Source organism: Kitasatospora sp. NPDC034533, from assembly GCF_055575155.1.
Genome location: NZ_JBVITE010000020.1, coordinates 16,351 through 39,505, shown reverse-complemented (window position 1 = coordinate 39,505; position 23,155 = coordinate 16,351). Strand labels below are relative to the sequence as shown.

At 73.4% G+C, this 23,155-nt stretch carries 25 protein-coding genes; 16 read left to right on the top strand and 9 right to left on the bottom strand.

The annotated features are described in order from the left end of the window. Window positions 1-2 precede the first annotated feature (2 nt). The 4 genes from ACZ55U_RS16870 to hemB all read left to right on the top strand — a co-directional run bounded on the left by ACZ55U_RS16870 (window position 3) and on the right by hemB (window position 5,164). Window positions 3-1,346 (top strand): glutamyl-tRNA reductase, encoded by a 1,344-nt coding sequence (locus ACZ55U_RS16870; RefSeq protein WP_465526888.1) that lies wholly within the window; start codon window positions 3-5, stop codon window positions 1,344-1,346. Window positions 1,347-1,387: 41 nt separating this feature from the next. Continuing rightward, window positions 1,388-2,395, top strand: coding sequence for a hydroxymethylbilane synthase (gene hemC, locus ACZ55U_RS16865; RefSeq protein ID WP_465526887.1), 1,008 nt, complete (start codon window positions 1,388-1,390; stop codon window positions 2,393-2,395). A 73-nt stretch (window positions 2,396-2,468) separates the two neighbouring features. Next, window positions 2,469-4,115, top strand: a complete 1,647-nt coding sequence (locus tag ACZ55U_RS16860) for a bifunctional uroporphyrinogen-III C-methyltransferase/uroporphyrinogen-III synthase (protein WP_465526886.1) — start codon at window positions 2,469-2,471, stop codon at window positions 4,113-4,115. A gap of 68 nt (window positions 4,116-4,183) precedes the next feature. Continuing rightward, the gene (hemB, locus tag ACZ55U_RS16855; RefSeq protein ID WP_465526885.1) at window positions 4,184-5,164 is read left to right on the top strand and encodes a porphobilinogen synthase; all 981 of its coding nucleotides are present in this window, start codon (window positions 4,184-4,186) and stop codon (window positions 5,162-5,164) included. Window positions 5,165-5,243: 79 nt separating this feature from the next. Here hemB and ACZ55U_RS16850 read toward each other — a convergent pair whose 3' ends face one another. The 3 genes from ACZ55U_RS16850 to ACZ55U_RS16840 form a co-directional block, all read right to left on the bottom strand. After that, a complete protein-coding gene (locus ACZ55U_RS16850) occupies window positions 5,244-5,513 on the bottom strand; it encodes a hypothetical protein (RefSeq protein ID WP_465526884.1) in 270 nt (89 codons plus the stop codon). Window positions 5,514-5,740: 227 nt separating this feature from the next. Beyond that, a complete protein-coding gene (locus tag ACZ55U_RS16845) occupies window positions 5,741-6,085 on the bottom strand; it encodes a rodlet layer protein (protein ID WP_465526883.1) in 345 nt (114 codons plus the stop codon). 74 nt (window positions 6,086-6,159) lie between these two features. Then, the gene (locus ACZ55U_RS16840) at window positions 6,160-6,504 is read right to left on the bottom strand and encodes a rodlet layer protein (protein WP_465526882.1); all 345 of its coding nucleotides are present in this window, start codon (window positions 6,502-6,504) and stop codon (window positions 6,160-6,162) included. A 298-nt stretch (window positions 6,505-6,802) separates the two neighbouring features. Here ACZ55U_RS16840 and ACZ55U_RS16835 point away from each other — a divergent pair, with 298 nt between their 5' ends. Further along, window positions 6,803-7,471, top strand: coding sequence for a hypothetical protein (locus tag ACZ55U_RS16835; RefSeq protein WP_465526881.1), 669 nt, complete (start codon window positions 6,803-6,805; stop codon window positions 7,469-7,471). Window positions 7,472-7,545: 74 nt separating this feature from the next. Here the strand turns inward: ACZ55U_RS16835 and ACZ55U_RS16830 are convergent, their stop codons facing one another. From ACZ55U_RS16830 to ACZ55U_RS16820, 3 genes are all read right to left on the bottom strand, one after another. Beyond that, window positions 7,546-7,923 carry a hypothetical protein gene (locus tag ACZ55U_RS16830; protein ID WP_465526880.1) on the bottom strand — a complete coding sequence of 126 codons (378 nt, stop codon included), beginning with the start codon at window positions 7,921-7,923 and terminating at the stop codon, window positions 7,546-7,548. A 111-nt stretch (window positions 7,924-8,034) separates the two neighbouring features. After that, on the bottom strand, window positions 8,035-8,307 hold the full coding sequence (locus ACZ55U_RS16825; protein WP_465526879.1) for a chaplin: 273 nt from the start codon (window positions 8,305-8,307) through the stop codon (window positions 8,035-8,037). Between the two features lie 110 nt (window positions 8,308-8,417). After that, the gene (locus ACZ55U_RS16820) at window positions 8,418-8,660 is read right to left on the bottom strand and encodes a chaplin (protein WP_465526878.1); all 243 of its coding nucleotides are present in this window, start codon (window positions 8,658-8,660) and stop codon (window positions 8,418-8,420) included. A 497-nt stretch (window positions 8,661-9,157) separates the two neighbouring features. Here ACZ55U_RS16820 and ACZ55U_RS16815 point away from each other — a divergent pair, with 497 nt between their 5' ends. Both ACZ55U_RS16815 and ACZ55U_RS16810 read left to right on the top strand, forming a co-directional pair. Then, complete coding sequence (locus ACZ55U_RS16815) at window positions 9,158-9,397, top strand: chaplin (RefSeq protein ID WP_465526877.1); 240 nt, start codon at window positions 9,158-9,160, stop codon at window positions 9,395-9,397. A 249-nt stretch (window positions 9,398-9,646) separates the two neighbouring features. Continuing rightward, window positions 9,647-11,323: an RICIN domain-containing protein gene (locus ACZ55U_RS16810; RefSeq protein WP_465526876.1), complete on the top strand. Its 1,677-nt coding sequence runs from the start codon at window positions 9,647-9,649 to the stop codon at window positions 11,321-11,323. 17 nt (window positions 11,324-11,340) lie between these two features. Here the strand turns inward: ACZ55U_RS16810 and ACZ55U_RS16805 are convergent, their stop codons facing one another. Further along, window positions 11,341-11,931 (bottom strand): DUF4291 domain-containing protein, encoded by a 591-nt coding sequence (locus ACZ55U_RS16805; RefSeq protein ID WP_465526875.1) that lies wholly within the window; start codon window positions 11,929-11,931, stop codon window positions 11,341-11,343. A gap of 133 nt (window positions 11,932-12,064) precedes the next feature. On the opposite strand from ACZ55U_RS16805, the gene ACZ55U_RS16800 reads away from it, so the two are divergent. Next, window positions 12,065-13,345 (top strand): hypothetical protein, encoded by a 1,281-nt coding sequence (locus ACZ55U_RS16800; RefSeq protein ID WP_465526874.1) that lies wholly within the window; start codon window positions 12,065-12,067, stop codon window positions 13,343-13,345. Between the two features lie 64 nt (window positions 13,346-13,409). Continuing rightward, window positions 13,410-13,904 carry a MarR family winged helix-turn-helix transcriptional regulator gene (locus tag ACZ55U_RS16795; protein WP_465526873.1) on the top strand — a complete coding sequence of 165 codons (495 nt, stop codon included), beginning with the start codon at window positions 13,410-13,412 and terminating at the stop codon, window positions 13,902-13,904. A gap of 36 nt (window positions 13,905-13,940) precedes the next feature. Here the strand turns inward: ACZ55U_RS16795 and ACZ55U_RS16790 are convergent, their stop codons facing one another. Continuing rightward, window positions 13,941-14,120 (bottom strand): hypothetical protein, encoded by a 180-nt coding sequence (locus tag ACZ55U_RS16790; protein ID WP_465526872.1) that lies wholly within the window; start codon window positions 14,118-14,120, stop codon window positions 13,941-13,943. Between the two features lie 176 nt (window positions 14,121-14,296). Here ACZ55U_RS16790 and ACZ55U_RS16785 point away from each other — a divergent pair, with 176 nt between their 5' ends. The 3 genes from ACZ55U_RS16785 (at window position 14,297) to ACZ55U_RS16775 (ending at window position 18,239) form a co-directional block, all read left to right on the top strand. Beyond that, window positions 14,297-14,959, top strand: a complete 663-nt coding sequence (locus tag ACZ55U_RS16785) for a response regulator (protein ID WP_465526871.1) — start codon at window positions 14,297-14,299, stop codon at window positions 14,957-14,959. Between the two features lie 716 nt (window positions 14,960-15,675). Continuing rightward, window positions 15,676-16,578 (top strand): ABC transporter ATP-binding protein, encoded by a 903-nt coding sequence (locus ACZ55U_RS16780; RefSeq protein ID WP_465526870.1) that lies wholly within the window; start codon window positions 15,676-15,678, stop codon window positions 16,576-16,578. Continuing rightward, window positions 16,575-18,239: a hypothetical protein gene (locus tag ACZ55U_RS16775; RefSeq protein WP_465526869.1), complete on the top strand. Its 1,665-nt coding sequence runs from the start codon at window positions 16,575-16,577 to the stop codon at window positions 18,237-18,239. The genes ACZ55U_RS16780 and ACZ55U_RS16775 overlap by 4 nt, the downstream gene beginning before the upstream one ends. A 338-nt stretch (window positions 18,240-18,577) precedes the next feature. Here ACZ55U_RS16775 and ACZ55U_RS16770 read toward each other — a convergent pair whose 3' ends face one another. Continuing rightward, on the bottom strand, window positions 18,578-19,060 hold the full coding sequence (locus ACZ55U_RS16770) for a hypothetical protein (protein WP_074004012.1): 483 nt from the start codon (window positions 19,058-19,060) through the stop codon (window positions 18,578-18,580). Between the two features lie 439 nt (window positions 19,061-19,499). Here ACZ55U_RS16770 and hemL point away from each other — a divergent pair, with 439 nt between their 5' ends. The 4 genes from hemL (at window position 19,500) to ACZ55U_RS16750 (ending at window position 23,153) form a co-directional block, all read left to right on the top strand. Beyond that, window positions 19,500-20,828 (top strand): glutamate-1-semialdehyde 2,1-aminomutase, encoded by a 1,329-nt coding sequence (hemL, locus tag ACZ55U_RS16765; RefSeq protein WP_465526868.1) that lies wholly within the window; start codon window positions 19,500-19,502, stop codon window positions 20,826-20,828. 79 nt (window positions 20,829-20,907) lie between these two features. Beyond that, on the top strand, window positions 20,908-21,558 hold the full coding sequence (locus ACZ55U_RS16760; RefSeq protein WP_465526948.1) for a histidine phosphatase family protein: 651 nt from the start codon (window positions 20,908-20,910) through the stop codon (window positions 21,556-21,558). Between the two features lie 216 nt (window positions 21,559-21,774). Beyond that, window positions 21,775-22,380: a TlpA family protein disulfide reductase gene (locus ACZ55U_RS16755; RefSeq protein WP_465526867.1), complete on the top strand. Its 606-nt coding sequence runs from the start codon at window positions 21,775-21,777 to the stop codon at window positions 22,378-22,380. Further along, window positions 22,377-23,153 (top strand): cytochrome c biogenesis CcdA family protein, encoded by a 777-nt coding sequence (locus ACZ55U_RS16750; RefSeq protein WP_465526866.1) that lies wholly within the window; start codon window positions 22,377-22,379, stop codon window positions 23,151-23,153. Before ACZ55U_RS16755 ends, ACZ55U_RS16750 begins: the two co-directional genes overlap by 4 nt. The last annotated feature ends 2 nt before the right edge of the window (window positions 23,154-23,155 follow it).

Genomic DNA, 23,155 nt, shown 5'->3' with positions numbered 1-23,155 from the left:
GCATGAGCCTTCTCGTCGTAGGGCTGAGTCATCGCACGGCCCCGGTCGGGGTGCTGGAGCGCGCCGCGCTGACGGGTGACGTACCGACCCGGCTGCTGCACGACGCGGCCGCCACCGCGACCGTCGCCGAAGCCGCGCTGCTGAACACCTGCAACCGGATCGAGCTGTACGCGGACGTGGACAAGTTCCACGCCGGCGTCGCCGAGCTGTCGCTGCTGCTGGCCCACCACAGCGGGGTGGACCTGGAGGAGCTGACCTCCCACCTGTACGTCCACTACGAGGACCGCGCCGTCCACCACATCTTCTCGGTGGCCTGCGGCCTGGACTCGATGGTCGTCGGCGAGGGCCAGATCCTCGGCCAGCTGCGCGACGCGCTGGCCAAGGCCCAGGACGAGCACACCGCCGGGCGAGGCCTGAACGAGCTGTTCCAGCAGGCGCTGCGGGTCGGCAAGCGGGCGCACAGCGAGACCGGCATCGACAAGGCCGGGCAGTCGCTGGTCACCTTCGGCCTGGAGCAGGTCGCGGCGGGCGCGGGCGAGATCGCCGGCAAGCGCGCGCTGGTGGTCGGCGCCGGCTCGATGAGCTCGCTGGCCGCCGCCACCCTGGTCCGCGCCGGCGTGACCGACCTGCTGATCGCCAACCGGACCCCGGCCCGGGCCGAGCGGCTGGTCGAGATCCTCGGCCCGGACGTGGCCCGCACCCTGGACCTGGAGAAGGTGCCGGAGTCGCTGGCCGACGTGGACCTGGTGATCTCCTGCACCGGCGCGTCCGGCGTGGTGATCAAGGCCGAGGACGTGGCCGCCGCCGTCGCCACCCGTGCGCCGTCCGCCCCGCCGCTGGCCCTGCTCGACCTCGCCATGCCGCGCGACGTCGACCACGCCGTGCACGAGCTGGACGGCGCCCTGCTGGTCGACCTGGAGAGCCTCTCCCACGCGCACGCCGCCAGCCCCGGCGCCGGCGACGTCGACGAGGTCACCCGGATCGTCGCCGACGAGGTGACGGCCTTCGGCGCCGCCCAGCGGGCCGCCCGGATCGCGCCGACCGTGGTCGCGCTGCGCTCGATGGCCTCCGACGTGGTCGCCGCCGAGCTCGGCCGGCTGGACTCCCGGCTGCCCGACCTGGACGAGCGCTCGCGCGCCGAGATCACCCAGACCGTCCGCCGCGTCGTCGACAAGCTGCTGCACGCCCCGACCGTCCGGGTGAAGCAGCTGGCCGCCGAGCCCGGCGGCGCCTCCTACGCGGAGGCGCTGCGCGAACTGTTCGACCTCGACCCGGCGGCCGTGCACGCCGTGTCGGGCACGCCCGTCGGCGGTGCGCCCCAGCCCTCCGCCGGGGGCCCCAGATGAACCGTCAGCCATCCCACGAGTACCACCGGGACGATCACCTCATGAATGGTCAAGCGATCACGGAGCAGCCCTCGGCCACCGCGGCCCTGCGGCTCGGAACCCGGCGCAGCGCCCTCGCCATGGCGCAGTCGGGCATGGTGGCCCGCGAGGTGACCAGGGTCACCGGGCGCCCCGTCGAGCTGGTGGAGATCACCACCTACGGCGACACCTCCCGGGAGTCGCTGGCGCAGATCGGCGGCACCGGCGTGTTCGTCTCCGCGCTGCGCGACGCGCTGCTGGAGGGCCGGATCGACTTCGCCGTGCACTCGCTCAAGGACCTGCCCACCGCCGCCCCCGAGGGCCTGGCGCTGGCCGCCGTCCCGGTGCGCGAGGACGTCCGCGACGCCCTGGTCTCGGCCGAGGGCCTGACGCTGGACGAACTGGTGGAGAAGCTGGCCGGCGCCGGCCGCCCGGCCCGGGTCGGCACCGGCTCGCCCCGCCGGATGGCGCAGCTGAACGCCTGGGCCGCCGCCCGCGGCGCCCAGCTGGAGACGGTCGCGATCCGCGGCAACGTGGACACCCGGATCGGCTTCGTGACCAGCGGCGAACTGGACGCGGTGGTGCTGGCGACGGCCGGTCTGAACCGGCTCGGCCGCAGCGCCGAGATCTCCCAGCACCTCGACACCGAGCTGATGATCCCGGCCCCCGGCCAGGGCGCGCTGGCGGTCGAGTGCACCTCCGCGAACACGGAGCTGACCGCCGCGCTCGCCGCGCTGGACCACGCCCCCACCCGGGTCGCCGTGGCCGCCGAGCGCGCCCTGCTGGCCACCCTGGAGGCCGGCTGCTCGGCGCCGGTGGCCGCGCTGGCCACCTGGGGCCGGGAGAACGAACTGCGGCTGGACGGCGTGGTCGGCGACCCCGACGGATCCGCCCTGCTGAAGATGTCCGCCAACGGTCCGATCGTCCTCGACGAGACCGCCGAGCGGCAGGCGGTGGCCCTCGGCCGCGCGCTGGCCGACCGGCTGCTCGCCGCGGGCGCGGCCACCCTGATGGGGGAGCGAGCCCGATGAGCGAGCGAAGCGAGCGAATCATGAAGAGCTGCGCGTTTCGCGAAGAGACCGCCGAGCGCAGCGAGGTGCGCGCATGAGCCCCACCGCCGCCACCGACGCCCTGTTCCCGGGTCAGCCCGCCACCGGACGGTGCACCTTCCTGGGCGCGGGCCCCGGGGATCCGGGGCTGCTGACCCTGCGCGCGGTCGAGGTGCTGTCCACCGCCGACGTGCTGGTCGCCGACCCGCTGACGGCCGCCGCCGTGCGCAGCCACTGCCCGGCCGCCGTGCAGGTGCACACCCCCGCCGCCGAGGGCGCCGCTTTCGACCTGGCCAAGCTGGTCGCCGAGGCCGTCCGCTCGGGCAAGCACGTGGTCCGCACCGTCGACGGGGACCCCGGCCTGGACGGCTGCGCCGCCGAGGAGATGCTCAGCTGCGCGGGCGACGGCATCCCGTTCGAGGTGATCCCGGGCGTCGCCCAGTCGGTCGGCGTCCCGGCGTACGCGGGTGTCCCGCTGCGGGCCGGCGCCGGCACCGACGTGCGCTTCGTGGACGGCGCCGCGCTGCTGGCCGGCGGCCCGGTGGACCTGGGCGCGCCGGAGACCACCCTGGTGGTGCGCACCACCCTGGGCCAGCTGCCGGCCACCGCCGCGGCCCTGGTCGCGGGCGGCCGCAAGCCGGAGTCGGCGCTCAGCGCCACGCTCTCCGGCACCACCACCCGCCAGCGGACCTTCACCTCCACCCTGTCGGGCATCGCGGCCGACCTGAAGGCCGCCCGGGTGCTGCCCTCGCCGGTCTCCGCCCCGGTCGACCCGGCCACCTCGGTGATAGCCGTGGTGGGCGAGCAGGTCGCCCACCGCGCCTCGCACTCGTGGTTCGAGACCAAGCCGCTGTTCGGCTGGAACGTCCTGGTGCCGCGCACCAAGGAGCAGGCCACCGGCCTGTCCGAGCAGCTGCGCTCGTACGGCGCGGTGCCGCAGGAGGTGCCGACCATCGCGGTCGAGCCGCCGCGCACCCCGCAGCAGATGGAGCGGGCCATCAAGGGCCTGGTCACCGGCCGGTACGAGTGGATCGCCTTCACCTCGGTGAACGCGGTGCGCGCCGTCCGGGAGAAGTTCGAGGAGTACGGCCTGGACGCCCGGGCGTTCGCCGGGATCAAGGTCGCGGCGGTCGGCGAGACCACCGCCCAGGCCTTGGTGGACTTCGGCGTGAAGCCGGACCTGGTGCCCTCCGGGGAGCAGTCCGCGGCCGGTCTGCTGGAGGACTGGCCGCCGTACGACCCGGTCTTCGACCCGATCGACCGGGTGCTGCTGCCGCGCGCCGACATCGCCACCGAGACCCTGGTGGCCGGCCTGGTCGAGCTGGGCTGGGAGGTCGACGACGTGACGGCGTACCGGACGGTGCGCGCCTCGCCGCCGCCGGCCGAGACCCGCGAGGCGATCAAGGGCGGCGGCTTCGACGCGGTGCTGTTCACCTCGTCCTCGACCGTCCGGAACCTGGTCGGCATCGCGGGCAAGCCGCACAACGTGACGGTCATCGCCTGCATCGGACCGGCCACCGCCAAGACCGCCGAGGAGCACGGCCTGCGGGTCGACGTGATGGCCCCGGCGCCGTCGGCGACCGCGCTGGCCCAGGCGCTGGCAGACTTCGGGGCCAAGCGCCGCGACACCGCGACGGCCGCCGGTGAGCCGGTCTACCGGCCCAGCGAGCGCCGTCCCGGTTCGCGCCGCAAGGCCCGCTGAAACCCCTCATGGCCGGGGGCGGCCGACCGTCGCCCCCGGCACTGCACAACCGTTCGGAGAGAGAAGCCGTGACCGCTGAATTCCCGTACGTACGCCCCCGGCGGCTGCGCCGGAGCCCGGCGATGCGCCGCCTGGTGGCCGAGACCCGGCTGCACCCGGCGGAGCTGATCCTGCCGGTGTTCGTCCGGGAGGGCGTCAGCGAGCCCGTCCCGGTGACGTCGATGCCGGGTGTCGTCCAGCACAGCCGGGACAGCCTGCGCAAGGCCGCGGTGGAGGCGGCCGAGGCCGGCCTCGGCGGTCTGATGCTGTTCGGCGTCCCCGAGGTGCAGGACGCGGTCGGCAGCGAGGGCACCAACCCGGACGGCATCCTCCAGCAGGCGATCCGGGACGTGGTCTCCGAGGTCGGCGACTCCCTGGTGGTCATGTCGGACCTCTGCCTGGACGAGTACACCGACCACGGCCACTGCGGCGTGCTGGCCGCCGACGGCAGCGTCGACAACGACGCCACCCTGGAGCGCTACGCCGAGATGGCCAGGGTGCAGGCCGACGCCGGCGTCCACCTGGTCGGCCCGTCCGGCATGATGGACGGCCAGATCGGCGTGATCCGCCGGGCGCTGGACGAGGCCGGGCACCAGGACGTGGGCATCCTCGCCTACACCGCCAAGTACGCCTCGGCCTTCTTCGGCCCGTTCCGCGAGGCCGTCGGCTCCTCGCTCAAGGGCGACCGCAAGACCTACCAGCAGGACCCGGCCAACGCCCGGGAGTCGCTGCGCGAGCTGGAGCAGGACCTCGCCGAGGGCGCGGACATGGTGATGGTGAAGCCCGCCATGGCGTACCTGGACATCCTGCGCCAGGTCGCCGACGCCTCCCCGGTGCCGGTCTCCGCGTACCAGGTGTCCGGCGAGTACGCGATGGTCGAGGCGGCCGCCGCGAACGGCTGGATCGATCGGGAGCGGATGATCATGGAGACGCTCACCTCGATCCGCCGCGCGGGCGCCGAGCAGATCCTCACCTACTGGGCCGTCGAGGCCGCCGCGATGCTCAAGTAGCGGACACCGCACGGCGGAAGGCCGGGCCGCCCCCGAACGGGAGCGGCCCGGCCTTCCGGTTTCCGCGGGCGCTCGGCGCCTAGATGCCCACGTCGCCGGCGTGCGCGAAGCCCGCGCCGCCGCCGATCAGGTCGGTGGAGGTGGCCGCGCCGCCGCCGAAGCCGCCGGCGGCGGTGTCACCGGCGTGGGCGACGCCGAAGCCGGCGGCGGCCGCGAACGGCTCGGAGGCGGAGGCGGCGAACTCGCCGCCGCCCGCCACGCCGACGTGCGCGAAGGCCGGGGTGCCGGCGCCCGCGAGCGCCAGCGCCGCGGCGGCGGTCAGGGCGGCCTTGGCCAGCTTGCTCTTCATGGAACTGCCCCTCTCTCTGGGAGCGCCCCCGTGGGCGCTCTGACACGTGATCACACCCGGTGGCCCGGCCGGGCGCCCCACGCGCCGGACCGGACCGCCGGTCACCCGGCCGGACCGCGCTGCGGCGGCGGCCGGCCGGACACTTCCCTCCACTGGACCCGGCCCAAGCCCGGAGGGCCCGGGGAGACCTTCCTCCCCGGGCCCTCCGACCGTGCCGTGCCCCTTGATCAGCCGATCAGGTGCGAGACACCCGAGTCGCCCGAGGACTGGGTGTTCTGGCCCACGTCGCAGATCTGCTTCGGCTGGTTGTTCAGGACCGGGACCTCGACCGGAACCGCGACGCCGATGACGGCGACGGCGATGTTGTGGATCTCCGGCAGGCAGATGTTCGGGTTGTCCAGAACGTGGCTGTTCGGGCTGTCGTTGCCCAGGGTGCCGGTGTGGTTGGTGCCGCCGTTGCCCTGGACGGAGGTGGCGGAGCCGTCCGAGTCGACGATGGCGGAGGCCGAGCCGGCCGACATCGCGAGCGCGGCGACGGCCAGGCCGGCGGCGGCGAAGGACTTCTTGATCATTTCCGGTTTTCCTCTCGGGGGTGAATCAGGGGTGGATCAGACGGGTGGTACAGGGAGAGCAGCGCGGGGAACGGTCAGCCGACCAGGTGGGAGATGCCTCCGTCACCCGTGGTCTGGGTGCCCTGGCCGATGGTGCAGTACTGCTTGCCACCGCTGTTGGCGATCGGGACCTCGACCGGGACGGCCACGCCGAGCACGCCGACGGCGATGTTGTGGATCTCCGGCAGGCAGATGTTCGGGTTGTCGAGGAAGTGGAAGTTCGGGCTGTTGTTCCCGACCGTGCCGGTGAAGTTGGTGCCGCCGTTGCCCTCGATCGAGGCGGCCGCGCCATCCGAGTCGCCGATGGCGGCGGCGGGCCCGGCGGCACCGGCCAGCGCGGCGACGGCCAGGCCGGCGGCGGCGAAGGACTTCTGGATCATGGCGAGATCCCTCTCTGAAATGCTCTTTGGATTCCGTGCGTACAACGCTGAGAACGCTCAGACCCGGTCTGCAGTCACTGACGTCCAGATCAAAGAACGACGGCACGGAAGGTTACGGGGATTTTTGAAAAGAGTCCCGGAGGCGCGGCGGCGGGTGGTTTCCGGTCGGATTATTAACCCGAACCGGTTAATCGCCGCAATCCGCGCCCCCGGTCACTCGTTGAGCACATCGCTTTCCGGCTGCGGCTTCCGCAGCCTTCCCAGTGACCCCAGTTCGGACAGCAGAACGGTGAAAAGCATGAAGTTCTCCAAGCGGGCCGGCGCGATGCTGCTGGCGGTCGGCGCCGGTGTGCTCGCCTCCCAGGGGGCGGCCTCCGCGGCCGCTCCGATCGGCCCGGAACAGGTCGGCGCCCTGGAGGACGCGCTGGCCACCCAGCAGGTCCCGGCGGACATCCCGCTCGCCCCGCTGGGCAGCCATCTCACGGCCGGCATCCCGACCTCACTGCTCATGCCTCCGGTGCCCGGCCCGACGGCCAGCACCGACGGCGCGCTGCTCCCGGAGCAGATCGTCCCCCAGCTGGGCACCGGCAAGGTCGGCCCCAGCGCCACCGCCGAGCTGCCGGTGCCGCTGCTCGACCAGAGCGCCGACGTCGGCAAGGTGCTGCTGGACGCCCCGGCCTCGCCGCTGCACGCCAAGACCCCCGGGCTCACCCTCGGCAAGCCGCTGGCGCTCGCCGAGGACGGCGCCGGCCAGCTCGCCGACGGCCGGCTGAAGGTGGACGAGATCGACCCGCGCCTGGTCACCGGCGCGGTCCAGGTGATCCCCGGCGCCAAGGCCAGCCTGGGCGACGAGGAGCACAGCCGGATCTCCCTCAGCGACGCGGCGAACGCGCTGACCGGGACGACCGCCGGGATGACGGCCGGCGTGGTGCAGCAGACCGGCCTGACGGACCTCACCCGCCTCTAGCGCACCCCGGGCGCGCGGGAGCCCGGCACCCCCGCCGTACGGCCGGGGTGCCGGGCTCCCGCGCGTTCGGACGCTCAGCCCGGCAGCAGGCCGGTCAGCCCGCCGACCAGCGGGAGGTCCTTGACGCCGCCGCCGGCGCTCAGCGGGCCGGTCAGCGTCCCGGTGCCGATCTCGGGCAGGCCCTGGTCCGGCTGGAGGGCCGCGCCGTTGTTGAGGAAGTCGGCCGAGGAGTTGGCCCACGGGTCCAGCCGCAGGCTCTTGATCGGGGCGATGCCGTAGCCGAGGCCGGAGGTCGTCCCGTTCAGCGCCTGGCCGACGTCGGTCTTGGCCAGCGTCGCCTGGCCGGGGACGGACTCGCCCGGCACGGTGGCGGCCTGCGCGGAACCGGCGCCGAGCAGCACCGCGGCGCCCACGGCGGCGGCCAGGCCGGCCGCGTTCTTCTTCGAAACCATCGTGATCACCCTTCGGTGGATCGGGGGGCCCGGACGGCCGTCCGGGGATGCCGAACTGCCCCCCGGCCGGCTGGTCGGGGGGCAGGACGGTCGGAACGCGTATCGATCGGATCAGCAGTCGTCGCCGGGCGGCGGCGGGGGCAGCTCCACGTTGGCGCAGGAGTTGCCGAACGCCGGGTTCAGCAGGCCGACGAGGTTGATGGAGTTGCCGCACAGGTTGATCGGGATGTCCAGCGGCACCTGGATCTGGTTGCCGGAGATGACACCGGGGGAGCCGGCGGCGACGCCCTCGGCGGTCGAGTTGGCGGCGGCGCCACCGGCGGCGCCGAGCACCAGACCGGCAGCGGCGGCGGAGAGGACGGCGGCCTTCTTCATGTTCTGCATGGGGGTTGATCTCCTCGATCACACACGGGTGGAGCGTGCCGTGCCCCGGCGCTGCGGGGCGCGGCACGGGCTCGGTGAATCAGCTGTCGCCGGTGCGGCGAGAGCGGGGTTCAGCCGATGTTGGCGCACTCGTTGCCGAACGCCGGGTTCAGCAGCGCGATGATGTCGATGGTGTTGCCGCACAGGTTGATCGGGATGTGGATCGGCACCTGGATCTGGTTGCCGGACAGCACGCCCGGGGAGCCGGCGGCGACGCCCTCGGCGCCCGCGCTGGCGAACGCGCCACCGGCGGAGCCGAGCACCAGGCCGCTGGCGGCCAGGCCCAGGGCGGCGGCCTTCTTGAGGTTACGCATGTCATTCCTCCGATTTCTGCCCGACGGAAAGGGAATGTCGGGAGCCGGGCGAGCACGAATACTCACCCGATGACTTCAGGGTTCGCCGTGATTGTCACTCGGTCGGCGTATTCCGGCGTGTTCCGCCCATGGCTCGGGCGTGGCCGCGTCGCCGGGTCGCGGTGCCTTCCGCGGCAATTCCCGCACGGCCGGGAAAGGCTTGGACAAAGGCGCGACCGGTGGAATTCCGGTCGGACGCTCCGGCACGGGTTGCCGGGCGCCGGCTTCTGGAGGCCCGCCGCGTGGGGGCCGGGGTGGAGACCGGGTTCCGTCAGGGAGAACGAGGCACCGGGGGAGGGGAAACGGCCCGGTCGGCCCATCACCCGAATGCCGGTGTCCGGCCGCGCTGTTGCGCCGGATGGGTGACAGTGCGCGGGCCGTCGCAACCGCCCCGGACGGGTCTCGTTCTTGATGTCGCACTCCCCGTGCACATCCGTCGAACAGTCAGGAGGCTCGCTATGAGCATCAAGAAGACCGCCGCCGTCGGCGCGGCCGTGGTGGGCATCGTGGCCACCGGCGCGGGCACCGCCATGGCCAGCGCGGGCGCCCAGGGCGTCGCCGCCGGCTCCCCCGGTGTCGTTTCGGGCAACCAGATCCAGATTCCGGTGCACGTTCCCGTGAACGTCTGCGGCAACACCATCGACATCATCGGCCTGCTGAACCCGGCCTTCGGCAACAAGTGCGCCAACGTGGGCTGAGCCCGCACCCGGTTCGGCCGGTGAGAGCCGCCGCTCCGCGCTTCCCTCCTGGGGCGCGGGGCGGCGGCTCTTCGCCGTGTGCCCGCCGGCCGTCGGGTCGTCAGATCCGGGGCGTGTCAAGAGCCTTGTTGCGTTACTTGTCAGTACCTAGAATGCGAGACCTGCTCACCTTTTCTGCTCCTCCCTTGCTCCGCGCCGCTCGGCGCCCCCGCCCGGGCGGCTTTCCCCCACCCCCGCAAGGAGTCGCGTGTGACCAGGTCCCCACGGCCGGCGGCACGGCGAACGCGCACCGGGTCCTCCCGCTGCGCGGCGCTGCTCGCCACCGGAACCCTCCTCGCCACCCTCGGCCTGGCCGGCGCGCCCGTCGCCCTGGCCGACCCCGCCCCGGCCGCGGCGCCGGCGGCCACCCGTCCGGCCGCGATCGTCGCCCTCGGCGACAGCGCGATCTCCGGGGAGGGCGCCGGCACCGACACCAACGACGGCTACTTCCCGGAGACGGACAGCTCCACCAACTACTGCCACCGGCACCCCAAGTCGGAGATCTTCGTCACCGACATCCCCGGGGTCACCCCGATCGACCTGGCCTGCTCCGGCGCCCAGACCGGGGACCTGGTCAGCGACCCTGAGCTGGCCAAGATCACCGGCCCCGGCAGCGGCGACTTCGGCGAGCCCAAGCAGGACGTCAAACTGGCCGACACGGCGGCCAGGTACGACGTCAAGATGGTCGTCGTCACCATCGGCGCCAACGACGACTTCGACTTCAGCGGCATCATGATGCACTGCCTCTCGCAGTACTTCCCGATCCCCAAGGACCAGGGCTGCCGGGACACCATCGGCAGCGACGAGATCCGCCGGCGCGCCAAGGGCGTCCAGCCCAAGGTGGTCGCGGCGCTCCAGAACGTCCGGCAGACCATGCGCAGGGCGGGCTACGCCGACTCCGCGTACCAGCTGGTCTACCAGTCGTACTTCAACCCGATCACCCCGGACATCCGGCGCAACGACTACGTCGGCAAGGTCGCCGACGGCTGTCCGGCCTTCCCGGAGGACCTCGCCTGGGGCCACAACTGGGTGGTGCCGACGCTCAGCGACGCGCTGCGCGGGGCGGCCGAGCAGGTGCCCGGCGTCCGCTACCTGGACCAGCGGAGGGTCGCCTTCGGGCACGAGGTCTGCGCGGAGTGGACGACCTCCCCGTACGAGTACACCAACGGGGACGTCATCAACCTCGCCGAGTGGACGCGCAACGGCTGCGACTCGCAGATCGGCATCCCCGGGCTGTGCATGAACATGGTCCGCCAGTCGTACCACCTGCGGGTGGCCGGCTACCGGGGTGAGGGCGTCTGCCTCGGCCAGTTCTACGCCCGGCCCGAGCTGCCCCAGGCGTACTGCACGCTCAACCAGCAGAACACCACCTCGATCCAGCCGCTCAGCCCCGGACAGCCGTTCGGCGACGGCCCCGAGGACGGCTCCTGGTACCAGCTGACCAACGCCGCGAGCGGCAACGTGCTCGACCTCACCGGCGGCGGCACCTACGGCGACGCCACCAACGGGCGGGCCGCGATCACCTATCCGGCGAGCGGCGGGCTCAACCAGTCCTTCGTCCTGGAGGCCAAGGCCGGCGGCAGCTTCGAGGTCGACTTCAGCGGCAACCGCGACATGTGCCTGGACGCCAACGCGGCGTCCACCGCCCCCGGCACCCGGATCCAGCAGTGGCGCTGCACCGGCGGCGGCAACCAGCACTGGGTCTTCAAGCCGGCCGGCGACGGCCGCTACAAGATCGCCGACTCCCAGGACCAGACGAAGGTCCTGGCCGCCGGCAGCACCCTCGACGCCAAGGGCAACCCGTACGTCGAGCTGGCCACCGACACCGGCGCCGCCAACCAGCTCTGGCAGCTCACCAAGCTCGGCATCCTCTATGTCCACGGCTGAGCCGCCCCGCACCACCCTCAGGCCGTCGCCGCCCCCAACCGGGCGGCGACGGCCGCGCTCACCGGATACGGCACCTCGACCGGCAACAGCGCAGGGTCCCGCTCCAGCCGCACCCGCTCGGCCAGCTCGGTGACGTCGGTGATCCGCCGGATCCACTCGTCCGCGTACCGCCGCACCGCCTCGCCGCGCAGCCCGACCTGAATCGCCCGGTGGGGCAGCGGCCGCAAGCGCAGATCGCGGTCCGGATCCCACTGCACCCGCACCGGGCTCCACCGCAGCTCCCGCTTCCACTCGGCTCGCGAGGCGTGCACCCGCCCGCTGTAGGCGCTCAGCACGGCCCGCTCCAGCGCCCAGTCGAAGCCCTCCCGGCTGATCTCCAGCGCGAGCACCCGCTCCTGCCCCGGCGCGCGGCCCCAGTCGCTGCGGTGCATCATCCACAGGAACGAGGGCTTGACCCAGGTCATCCGGTCGCGCCGGAACGCCTCCGGGAAGCGCCCGTCCGCCGCCGCGTGGTCGGCGATCTCCGGGCGGAAGGCCTGGTAGACGGTGATGGTCTCCGGCGTCCAGGCGGCGCGGAGGTGGCGTGGGGGCGGCGGGGTGTTCGGCATGGGCGGCATGGTGCTGGGAGGGGTGCCGGGGGCGCCAGGGGTTTTCGGTTCCGGGGCGTGCCGTAGGCTCACGTGAACATCATTGCGCCGAAGCCGCGCGGACCACGAGCGGGGCGGGGAGTACCCAGAGCAGATGAGCACGGCACCGAGCACCGAGTCGTCCAGCACCGAGCCGGGAGCGCCCGAGGCGGCGCCGGCGGAGGCAGTCGAGGAGCGTACGGGCCGGGCGCCCGGGCGGTTCGGGGCGCTGGTGGACCGCTTCGGGCCCGCGCTGGGCGCCTACGCGGTGGTCAAGGCGATCGGGCTGACCGTTTTCCTGCTGCTGCTCTCGCACACCGGCGACTACCTGAAGAAGCAGCCGGGCCGCGGCGGCGGCGCCCACGCCTGGGACGTGCTGGGCACCTGGGACGGCGTCTGGTACCAGCGGATCGCCGAGAACGGGTACGACCCGCAGCTGATCCCGCTGCACGGCTTCCCGCTGGCCACCTACTACGAGAACTCGGCCGCCTTCTTCCCGCTCTACCCCTGGCTGATGCGGCTGGTCGGCGCGGTCACCGGGCTCGGCCCGTACGGCTCCGGGATCGCCGTCTCGGTGCTCGCCTCGCTGGTCGCCGCGGCCGGCATCTTCGCCGTCGCCGAGCGGCTCGGCGGCTTCCGGGCGGGCGTGATCGCCGCGGTGCTCTGGGGCCTGTTCCCGGGCTCCGGGGTGGAGTGGGCGGTCTACTCGGACTCGCTGTTCGTCGCGCTGTCCGCCTGGGCCTGCTACTGCGTGATGACCCGCCGCTGGCTCGCGGCCGGCCTGCTGGCGCTGGTGGCGGGCCTCAACCGGCCGACCGCCGCCGCGCTGATCGCCGCCGTCTCGATCGCCGCGCTGGTCGCGCTGGTCCGCCGCACCGACGGGGTGGCCCGCCCGCTGACCGCGATGCTGATCACCCCCTGGGGCCTGCTCGGCTACGTCGCCTGGGTCGGCTGGAAGATGGGCGACTGGGGCGGCTACTTCAAGCTCCAGTCGGGCGCCTGGAACCGCTACTTCGACGGCGGCGCCTCGACCCTGCGCACGATCATGGACGTGATCACCGGGCACTGGGACTTCTGGCAGTCCAACCCCGTCCCGGACCTCATCGCGATCGCGCTGCTGATCGCCCTGCCCGGTCTGCTGGTGCTGCTCTGGCGCACCCGGCCGCCGCTGGTGCTCTGGGTCTACACCGCGCTCACCGTCTTCACCGCGCTGAGCAGCAACCAGATCTTCGGCAACATCTCGCGCTACCTGCTGCCCGCCTTCCCGCTCTGCATCGGCCTGGCGATCGCGCTGCGCCGGGTGCGGACCTCCTCGCTGGCCGGGCTGCTGGCGATGCCGGTCCTCGCGGCCGGCTGGTACGCCGGGTACGCGCTGTTCGAGTTGGGCATCCCGTAGACCGCGCGATTCGTTGGCAACGGGATCATCCGGGAGCAGACGGGTCGTTGCTAACCTCGGAAGCATGACGACGCCCCCGCCGCCCGTGCGCCAGATCCGCGACATCTCCGGGCTGATGGACCACGCGAGCCACGTGCTGGCGACCCGGATGGCGGCCGCCTTCAGCGAGCTGGGGATCACCCCGCGCGCCTACTGCGTGCTGTTCCACGCGCAGGAGGCCGAGCGCACCCAGATCCAGCTGGCCGAGCTGGCGGACCTGGACAAGACGACCATGGTGGTCACCGTCGACGAGCTGGAGAAGGCGGGGCTGGCCGAGCGCCGCCCGTCCGCGACCGACCGGCGGGCCCGGATCGTCTCCGTCACCGAGGCGGGCGCCCGGGCCGTGGTGCGGGGCACCGCGATCGCCGACCGGGTGCACCGCGAGCTGCTGGAGACGCTGCCGCAGCCCGAGCGCGAGGTGTTCCTGACCGCCCTGACGAACCTGGTCGAGGGCCACCTCGCGGAGCCCGTCGAGGTCGAGCGCACCGTGCGCCGCGCCCGCCGCCCCCGGGGGCGGTGACCGGGGTCAGCGGGGCGGCCGTCGTCCAGCGGTCCGTCAGCCCGTCGGGGGCGAAGCACCAGGTCGCCAGCGGGCCGGCCAGCGCGCCGCCCGCCAGGCCGGTTGCGGGCCGCCGGACTGTGCCGCGTGCAGCAGGCCGGCGACCAGCAGCAGCCCGGCCCAACCGGCATCGACCGTCATCGGGCGGGTGCGCAACCGGACGTCGAGTCGATCCACCTCTTCAGGCTAGGCAGCCGTGCCCGGTGCCCGGGTCCGCCGGAAGTCTGATGCGGCATCAACCAGAGGGTGGAGGTGAACTCGTCAAGCGCCGGCCCGGCGGGGCCGACCGGAACCGGCCCCGGCCGTCGGACGGAAGCCCTCCGGTTGATGGGCGTGTGACAGAATCCCCGGCCGTGACCATTCGATTACTGCTCGCGGACGACCAGGAGATGGTCCGCCGAGGCATGCGGCGGATCCTTGAGAGCCAGCCGGACATGGAGGTGGTCGGCGAAGCCGAGGACGGCGTCGCCGCGGTGCGAGCGGCGCGCCTGCTGCGGCCCGACGTGGCACTGGTGGACATCCGGATGCCGCGCATGGACGGTCTGGAGGTCGTCCGCCGGCTCGCCGGCCCCTCGGCGGCGCCACCGGTCAAGGTCGTCGTCGTCACCACCTTCGACCTCGACGAATACGTGTACCCGGCGCTGCGCCACGGCGCCTCCGGATTCCTGCTCAAACGCTCGGGCCCGACGCTGCTGGTCGAGGCGGTCCGGGCCGCGGTGGCGGGCGACAGCCTGATCAGCCCCTCCGTCACGGTCCGGCTGCTCAAGCACGTCACCGGCGGCCGTCCGGGCGGCCCGGCCATGGTCGAGTCGCTCACCGGCCGGGAGGCGGAGGTCGCCGGAAAGGTGGCCGAGGGAAAGACCAACTCCGACATCGCCGGTGAACTGTTCATCTCGGTCGGCACGGTGAAGACGCACGTGGCCAGCATCCAGCGGAAGCTGGGCGTCAGGAACCGGGTCGGAATCGCCGTGCGCGCATTCGAGATGGGATATGCGACCGGCCGGTCGGCGGACTGAGGGATCCCCGGCGCCGGGTGCGCAGGGACCCGGTGGCAAGGAGGCCGGTCCGGTGCGGATTCGCCGGCCTGGGTGATGAACGTCCTGGTGGGACGGCCGGCCGTCCAGCGCCGGTCCGGGCGACCGCCGGTGCGCCGGCCCCGGTGGACGGGGCGGTGTGACCGCCCGTGCGGCCATCGTGCCGTCCGGGGGCGCTCGAAAGATCTGCCGAACGCCAAATGCCTGACGAGCCGTCACGTACCTGGCGAGCGGCGCTGATGGCGCTCCCGCCGCGCTTCGCCCTCCGGCCCCCCGCGGTGGGCGCTGGCGCGTCCGCGGCGTACTGCCGCTGCGCCCCGACCCGCTGCGCCCCGACCCGCTGTGCCCCGACCCGGCGGGGCCGGCCGGCCGGGCCGGTGACACCGGCGATATCTGCCGAACGGCAGATGGCAGCGGAGCGCGGACCGGCCAGGCTTTCGACGTGCCCGATCCCGGCTCTCCGGAGGAACCGGTGGCCTCGTGCGGGGAAGCCGCACCAGGCCCGCCCGCCCTCGCCGCCGCGGCCCTCGTGCCGCTGGCCGAATGCGCCGAGGCCGGGGGCGCAGCGCACCGGTTTCGCCGACCGCGACGCCGGGTTCCGGGTGGAGGCCGCGCGGCGTCGCCGTGACGCGCGACGGCGGAGGGGCGGATCCGAAGGGCTGAGGCCGACCGGTCCGACAGGGAAGAAGACGACGACAATGCTCGAACTGATCGACATCACCAAGGTGTACAAGGGCGGCAAGCGCGCCGTCGACGGCATGACGATGCACCTGAACCCCGGCATGCTGGGCCTGCTGGGGCCCAACGGCGCCGGCAAGTCCTCGCTGATGCGGATCGTGTCCACGGTCACCAAGCCCACCAGCGGCCAGGTCCGGTACGAGGGGACCGACGTGGTCGCCGCCCCGGACCGGCTGCGCCGCGAACTCGGCTACCTTCCACAGGACTTCGGGGTCTACCCGAACCTGACCTCGCGGGAGTTCCTGTCCTGCCTGGCGGCTGCCAAGGGCCTCTCCGCGCGCTCGGCCCGGGCCCGGATCGACGAGCTGATCCAGCTGGTGAACCTCACCGAGGCGGTCAAGCGCCCGCTCGGCAAGTACTCCGGCGGCATGCTCCGCCGGGTCGGCATCGCCCAGGCGCTGCTCGCCGACCCCAGGGTGATCGTGGTCGACGAGCCGACGGCCGGCCTCGACCCGGAGGAGCGCGTCCGCTTCCGCAACCTGCTCAGCGACCTCGCGGCCGACCGGGTGGTCATGCTCTCCACCCACATCGTCTCCGACGTCGAGTCGGTCGCCTCCGACATCGCGGTGGTCGCCCGGGGCCGCCTGCTGCGCCGGGGCGCCCCCGACGAGCTGCTCCGGGAGATCGACGGACAGGTCTGGGAGGCCGTGGTCGCCCCCGCCGAGGTGCCGGCGGTGCAGGCCCGGCACGTGGTCAGCCGCATGGTGCGGACCGCGAACGGGGTGCGGCTGCGGCTGCTCGCCGCCGTCCCGCCGACCCAGGACGCGGTCCGGGTCGCGCCCGACCTGGAGGACGCCTACCTGGGCATCGTCCACGGGTCCGCCGGGCGCACCCCGGCCGAGCAGCCGGCGGTGCGGCGGTGAACGGGCGCGCGCTCGCCGGGCTGGCGGTCGGCGACTTCCGGGACCGGGTGCGCCGACCGGCGTACGCGGTGACCCTGCTGGCCGCGATCGGCCTCGGCTACCTGGCCGTCCCGGACGTGGACAGCACCTGGGTGATCATGGACGTCGGCGGCAACCGCGGCATCTACAACAGCGCCTACGTCGGCGCGGTCACCTCCCTGGCCGGGGCGCTCTGGCTCACCTTCGGCGGCTTCTACGTGGTGCGCGCCGGCATCGCGCGGGACGGGACCAGCCGGGTCGGCCAGATCCTCGCGGCCACCCCGCTGCGGACGTCGAGCTACCTGTTCGCCAAGTTCCTGAGCAACCTGCTGGTGCTCGCCTCGATGCTCGGCGTGCTCGCCGTCACCGCGCTGGTGATGCAGCTGGCCCGGGGCGAGAACCGCTCCGTCGACGTGGTCGCCCTGGTCGAGCCGTTCGTGCTGCTCTCGCTGCCGGTGATGACGCTGACCGCCGCGGTCGCGATCCTCTTCGAGACGGTGCCGCTGCTGCGGGCGGGCTTCGGGAACGTGGTCTGGTTCGTACTGGCCCTGGCGATCTCGATCGTCGGCCAGTCCGGCTCCGCGCCGCTCGGCGGCCTCGGTGTGCACGAGGTCGCGCAGTCGATGAACGCGGCGATGGAGAGCCGGCGGCTGCGGTCCGGCGAGGGCGGGTTCAGCCTCGGCCTGACCAAGGTCACCGAGCCGTTGGGCACCTTCCTCTGGGACGGCTTCGACCCGTCCGGCGGCTTCGTCCTCGGCCGGGTGGCGCTGGTCCTGCTGGCCTGCGCCGTCGCCCTGCTGCCGGCCCTGTGGTTCGGCCGCTTCGACCCGGCCCGCGCGGCCGGCTCGCTGCTCCCGGCTCAGGCGTCGGCGGACGGCGAGCCCGCCGCTCCGGCGGCCGATCCCTTCGGCACCGCCACCGGGCCGGAGCCGGCCCCGGCCGCCGCCCGGTCCACCGCCCCGGCCGCCGCCTGGTGCACCGTCCCGGCCGCCGCCGCCCCGGGCGAGCTCCCGCGGACCGCGCCGACGCGGGCCGGAGCCTTCGGGCGCCTGCTGGCCGGCGAGGTCCGGATCCTGCTCCAGGGCGTCTCGCCCTGGTGGTGGGCGGTGGCCGGCGCGCTCACCGCGGCCGGCTTCGCACTGCCGATGGAGACGGTGACCGGCCTGCTGCTGCCCGGTGTCTGGCTCTGGCCGGTGCTGATCTGGTCGAGGCTGGGCAGCCAGCAGGTCGAGAACGGCCTGGAGGTGCTGCTGGGCGCCTACCCGGCGGCCCGGCGCAGGCTGCTGGCCGAGTGGGCGTCCGGGCTGGTGCTCACCGCGGTGACGGGCGTCGCCCCGCTGGCGCGGATGCTGGCGGCGGGTGACGGCCCGGGCGTGGCCTGCTGGGCCGGCGGCGTGCTGTTCATCCCCTCGCTGGCCATGTCGTCGGGCGTGCTGAGCCGCACCCACCGGGTCTTCCAGGCGGTCTACCTGCCGATCTGGTACGTCCTCGTCAACAACGTCGCGGCGCTGGACTTCATGGGCGCGGTGCGGGTGCACGGCAGGCCGGCCGGTCCCAGCCCGCTGCTGGTCGTGGCGCTGTCCGCGGTGATGCTCGCGGTGGTGTTCCTGGTCGGGTCGGCCCGGCGGAACGTCAAGGGATAGCTGTCCAGGGGCAACCGCGGAAGCGAGGCCCGAGCCGGAGGAGGACGGCACGTGCGGGGCCCGCGCCCGGCGGATCGCCCGGCGGGAGTCCGGGAGCGAGGAACTCCGCCCGGCCGCCGACGTGCTGAGGAGGCCGAGGCTGACGGACCGCCAGGTACCACCGGTGGCACCCGCCGACCGCGGGCCCCGACCGGTCGGGCCGCCGCCCTCGCGAACCTCCGCGCGAGGGCGGCGGCCCGTTCCCGTACCGGTCCGTCCCGTTCCGCCCGGAGGCCGCCGAGCGCACGAACGGCCTCCCCCGGGCGACCGGTGGGAGGCCGGGGAGCGGCCCGCCGGCGCTACGGCCAGACCAGGCAGTACAGCTGGTGCCCCGCCTCGTGCAGCCGGTTGGCGAAGTCCTGCCACTCGTGCAGCATGCTGTAGATCACGAACGCGTCCCGCGGGCCGCGCCGGTCCGGGACGGTGGACCAGATGAAGGCGGCGGCGCCGAGCTCGGTCTCGTCGGCCTTGCGCAGCGGCTCGACGACGTTGTGGGGGAGCTGGACGACGGCGTAGTCGGGGTGCAGCACGACCAGTTCCAGCGGCGGCACCTGGTGCAGCGGGACGCCCTGGATGCCGGTGAGCACCATGGCGCTCATGGTCTCCGGCTTGATCTTGGTGGAGAGGTGGCCGGTGGGGGAGCCGCTGGTCTCCATCAGGTCCCCGAGCCGCCCCAGCGCGCCGAGCTCGCCGGCCTCCAGGCCGAGCCCGCCCGGGCCGAGGGCGGTGGGGACCCTGGCGGCGGTGGCGCGGTCGGGGGCGCCGAAGTACTTGTACGTCACCCCCACGCGTCCCTCACCCCGCCTCTCACCGCCGCGACGACCACGGCCGGTACCCGCTCCCGTTCCCCCGCGTGGGGCCTCGGCGGGTCGGCGGGAGCCCCCCGCGGCCTCGTCGTAGCCGTCCTGCGCCTCGGACACTCGGACCATCCTCACCGGAATTCGCCGGAATCGACAGACCCCCGCACGCCCGGCGTCCCACCGGCCGTGCTCCTTACCCGTCATGCGCCGCCGTACCCACTCGCGGTACGCGGCAGTCCTCTCCACACCCCTGCACACAACCGGAACGCCTGCGCACTCTGTGTACACAGTCTGACTGGTCCCCGGTCCGGTGCAGTCAGCGGCCCCCGCTGTACGGACAACCGTACAGACAACGGTGCCCGGATCATCGTTCCAGATGATCGGGTCGGACATGCAGAGCGCGAGGACACGATTTGAGACCATGTCCTTTGTGAGCTACCCCTACGAAGCCCCCCAGTCCCAGTCGCTGTTCGACCGCGCCTCCGTGGTGACGCCCGGCGGCGTGAACTCCCCGGTGCGCGCCTTCCGCGCGGTCGGCGGCACGCCGCGCTTCATGGTGTCCGGCAGCGGTCCCTACCTCACCGACGCCGACGGCCGCGAGTACGTCGACCTGGTGTGCTCGTGGGGTCCGATGATCCTCGGCCACGCGCACCCCGCGGTCCTCGACGCCGTCCAGCAGGCCGTCTCCCGCGGCACCTCCTTCGGCACCCCCGGCCAGGGCGAGGTCGAGCTGGCCGAGGAGATCGTCGCCCGGGTCGCCCCGGTCGAGCAGGTCCGCCTGGTCTCCTCCGGCACCGAGGCCACCATGTCCGCGATCCGGCTCGCCCGCGGCTTCACCGGCCGGGCCAAGGTGGTGAAGTTCGCCGGCTGCTACCACGGCCACGTGGACGCCCTGCTGGCCGCCGCCGGTTCCGGCGTGGCCACCTTCGGCCTGCCGGACACCCCGGGCGTCACCGGCGCCCAGGCCGGCGACACCATCGTGCTGCCGTACAACGACCTGGCCGCCGTCGAACAGGCCTTCGCCGCCCACCCGGGCGAGATCGCCTGCGTGATCACCGAGGCCTCGCCCGGCAACATGGGCGTCGTCCCGCCGCTGCCCGGCTTCAACGGCGGCCTGGCCCGGCTCTGCCGGGAGAACGGCGCGCTGTTCATCTCCGACGAGGTGATGACCGGCTTCCGCGTCTCCAGGGCCGGCTGGTACGGCCTGGAGGCGGCGAACGAGGGCTGGGCGCCGGACCTGCTGACCTTCGGCAAGGTCATGGGCGGCGGCTTCCCGGCCGCGGCCTTCGGCGGCCGTGCCGACGTGATGGCCCACCTGGCCCCGGCCGGTCCGGTCTACCAGGCGGGCACCCTGTCCGGGAACCCGATCGCCACCGCCGCCGGCCTGGCCCAGCTGCGCGGCTGCACCGACGAGGTGTACGCGACGGTGGACAAGGTCGCCGCCGAGGTCTCCGGCCTGGTCTCCGACGCGCTCGCCAAGGAGGGCGTGGCGCACCGGCTCCAGACCGCCGGGAACATGTTCTCGGTGTTCTTCACCGAGGCCCCGGTCACCGACTACGACCAGGCCAGGACCCAGGAGGCGTACCGTTTCACCGCCTTCTTCCACGCGATGCTGGCCGAGGGCGTCTACCTGCCGCCGTCCGCCTTCGAGTCCTGGTTCGTCTCGGCGTCCCACGACGAGCGGGCGATCGAGCGGATCGCCGCCGCCCTGCCGGCCGCCGCGCGCGCCGCTGCCGCCGCCACGGCCTGAACCGGCCCGTACCGGCCCGAAATCCGATCCCAGGAGTAGTCGAGAAGTGAGCGCCAAAGAGATCACCGTCGTCCACCTGATGCGCCACGGCGAGGTGCACAACCCGGAGGGCGTCCTGTACGGGCGCCTGCCGGACTACCACCTGTCCGAGCTGGGCCGGAAGATGGCCGAGCGGGTCGCCGAGGACCTGGCCGACCGGGACATCGCCCACGTGGTGGCCTCCCCGCTGGAGCGGGCGCAGGAGACCGCCGCGCCGATCGCCGAGGCGCACGGCCTGGACGTCGCGGCGGACGAGCGGCTGATCGAGGCGGAGAACGTCTTCGAGGGCAAGACCTTCGGCGTCGGCGACGGTTCGCTGAGGAACCCGGGCTACTGGAAGTACCTCACCAACCCGTTCAAGCCCTCCTGGGGCGAGCCGTACCTGGACCAGGTGGTGCGGATGATGGGCGCGCTCGGTGCCGCCCGGGACGCCGCGCGCGGGCACGAGGCGGTCTGCGTCAGCCACCAGCTGCCGATCTGGATCGTCCGCTCCTTCGTGGAGCGCCGCCGGCTGTGGCACGACCCGCGCCGCCGGCAGTGCTCGCTGGCCTCGCTCACCAGCTTCACCTTCGAGGGCGACAAGATCGTCTCGGTCGGCTACCGCGAGCCGGCCCGCGACCTGCTGCCCGCCCACCTGGTGGGCAAGGGCCGCAAGGGCGACAAGCCGGTGGGCAAGAGCTTCGGCGCGTAGCCCCCGCCCGGGGCGCGCAAGCGGCGGCACGCCGCCCGCGCGCGCCCCGCGGCGCCCGCGCGCACGTCGCGTAAGCGGTGCGTAAGTATGACTCCGGGTCACCTGGCGAGCGCCGGGTGACCCGGTTTCGTCGCAGGTCAGATGGGGTGTGACGCGCAAGGCAGGACCCCGGCGAACCCGCCCGGAACTCCATGCGAAACTTTTCACATGTCTGCCATGACGCGCCCCCGTCCCCGTGTCGCCGCCGCAGCCGCCGCCACCGTCGCCGCCGCCGCGCTCGCCCTCACCGGCTGCTCCTCCTCGGGCTCGTCGAGCGGCGAGGGCCAGGTCGGCTTCGTCACGGTCAAGGGCACCAACCTGTCGAAGGCGGAGGCCGGCCGGCGCGGGGAAGCGCCGGACATCACCGGGGACACCCTGGAGGGCACCCCGGCCAAGCTCTCCGACTACCGGGGCAAGGTCGTCGTGCTGAACGTCTGGGGCTCCTGGTGCGGCCCGTGCCGGGCCGAGGCCAAGAGCCTGCAGACCGTCTCGGAGAAGTACAAGGACCAGGGCGTCCAGTTCCTCGGCATCAACACCCGGGACACCGAGAAGCAGAACGCCGTCCGCTTCGAGCAGGAGCAGGGCGTCACCTACCCGAGCATCTTCGACCCGGCCGGCACCCAGCTGCTGAAGTTCGCCAAGGGCAGCCTCAACCCGCAGTCCATCCCGACCACCCTGATCGTCGACCGGGACGGCAATCTGGCCGCCCGTGCCGTCGGCGGCACCACCGAGGAGGCGCTGGAGTCGATCCTCCAGCCGGTGGTCGCGGAGCAGAAGCAGTGAGCCTGCCCTCCCAGTACCTCGCCGACACCACCTCGACCGTCCAGAGCGGCGCGCTGCTGGCCGCCGCCCCGGTCGCGCTGGTGGCCGGGCTGGCGTCCTTCTTCTCGCCGTGCGTGCTGCCGCTGGTCCCCGGCTACCTCTCGTACGTGACCGGCTTCTCCGCCGCCGACCTCGCGGACGCCCGCGGCTCGCGGCGCGGCCGGATGCTGCTCGGCGTGGTGCTGTTCATCCTCGGCTTCACCGCGGTGTTCGTCTCCACCGGGGCCCTGTTCGGCTACTTCGGCCAGGAGCTCCAGGACTACAAGCGGATCATCAGCATCGTGCTGGGCTCGCTCACCGTGGTGATGGGCCTGGCGTTCATGGGCCTGGTGCCCGGGCTGAGCATGCGCGAGGTCCGCTCGCACCGCCGCCCGGCGGTCGGCCTGCTGGGCGCCCCGATGCTCGGGGTCGTCTTCGGCGTCGGCTGGACCCCGTGCATGGGCCCGACCCTGACCGCCGTGCAGAACCTGGCCCTCAACCAGGCCGACGCCCAGCGTGGCGCGCTGCTGACCACCTTCTACTGCCTGGGCCTCGGCGTACCGTTCATCCTGGCCGCCGTGGCCTTCCGCAGGGCGCTGGGCGCCTTCGGCTGGGTCAAGCGGCACTACCCGCTCGTCATGCGGATCGGCGGCGGCATGCTCGTCGTGGTCGGTCTGCTGCTCGTCACCGGGATCTGGGACTCGATGATGAGCCAGTTGCAGTCCTGGACCGCCGACTTCCAGATCGGAATCTGACC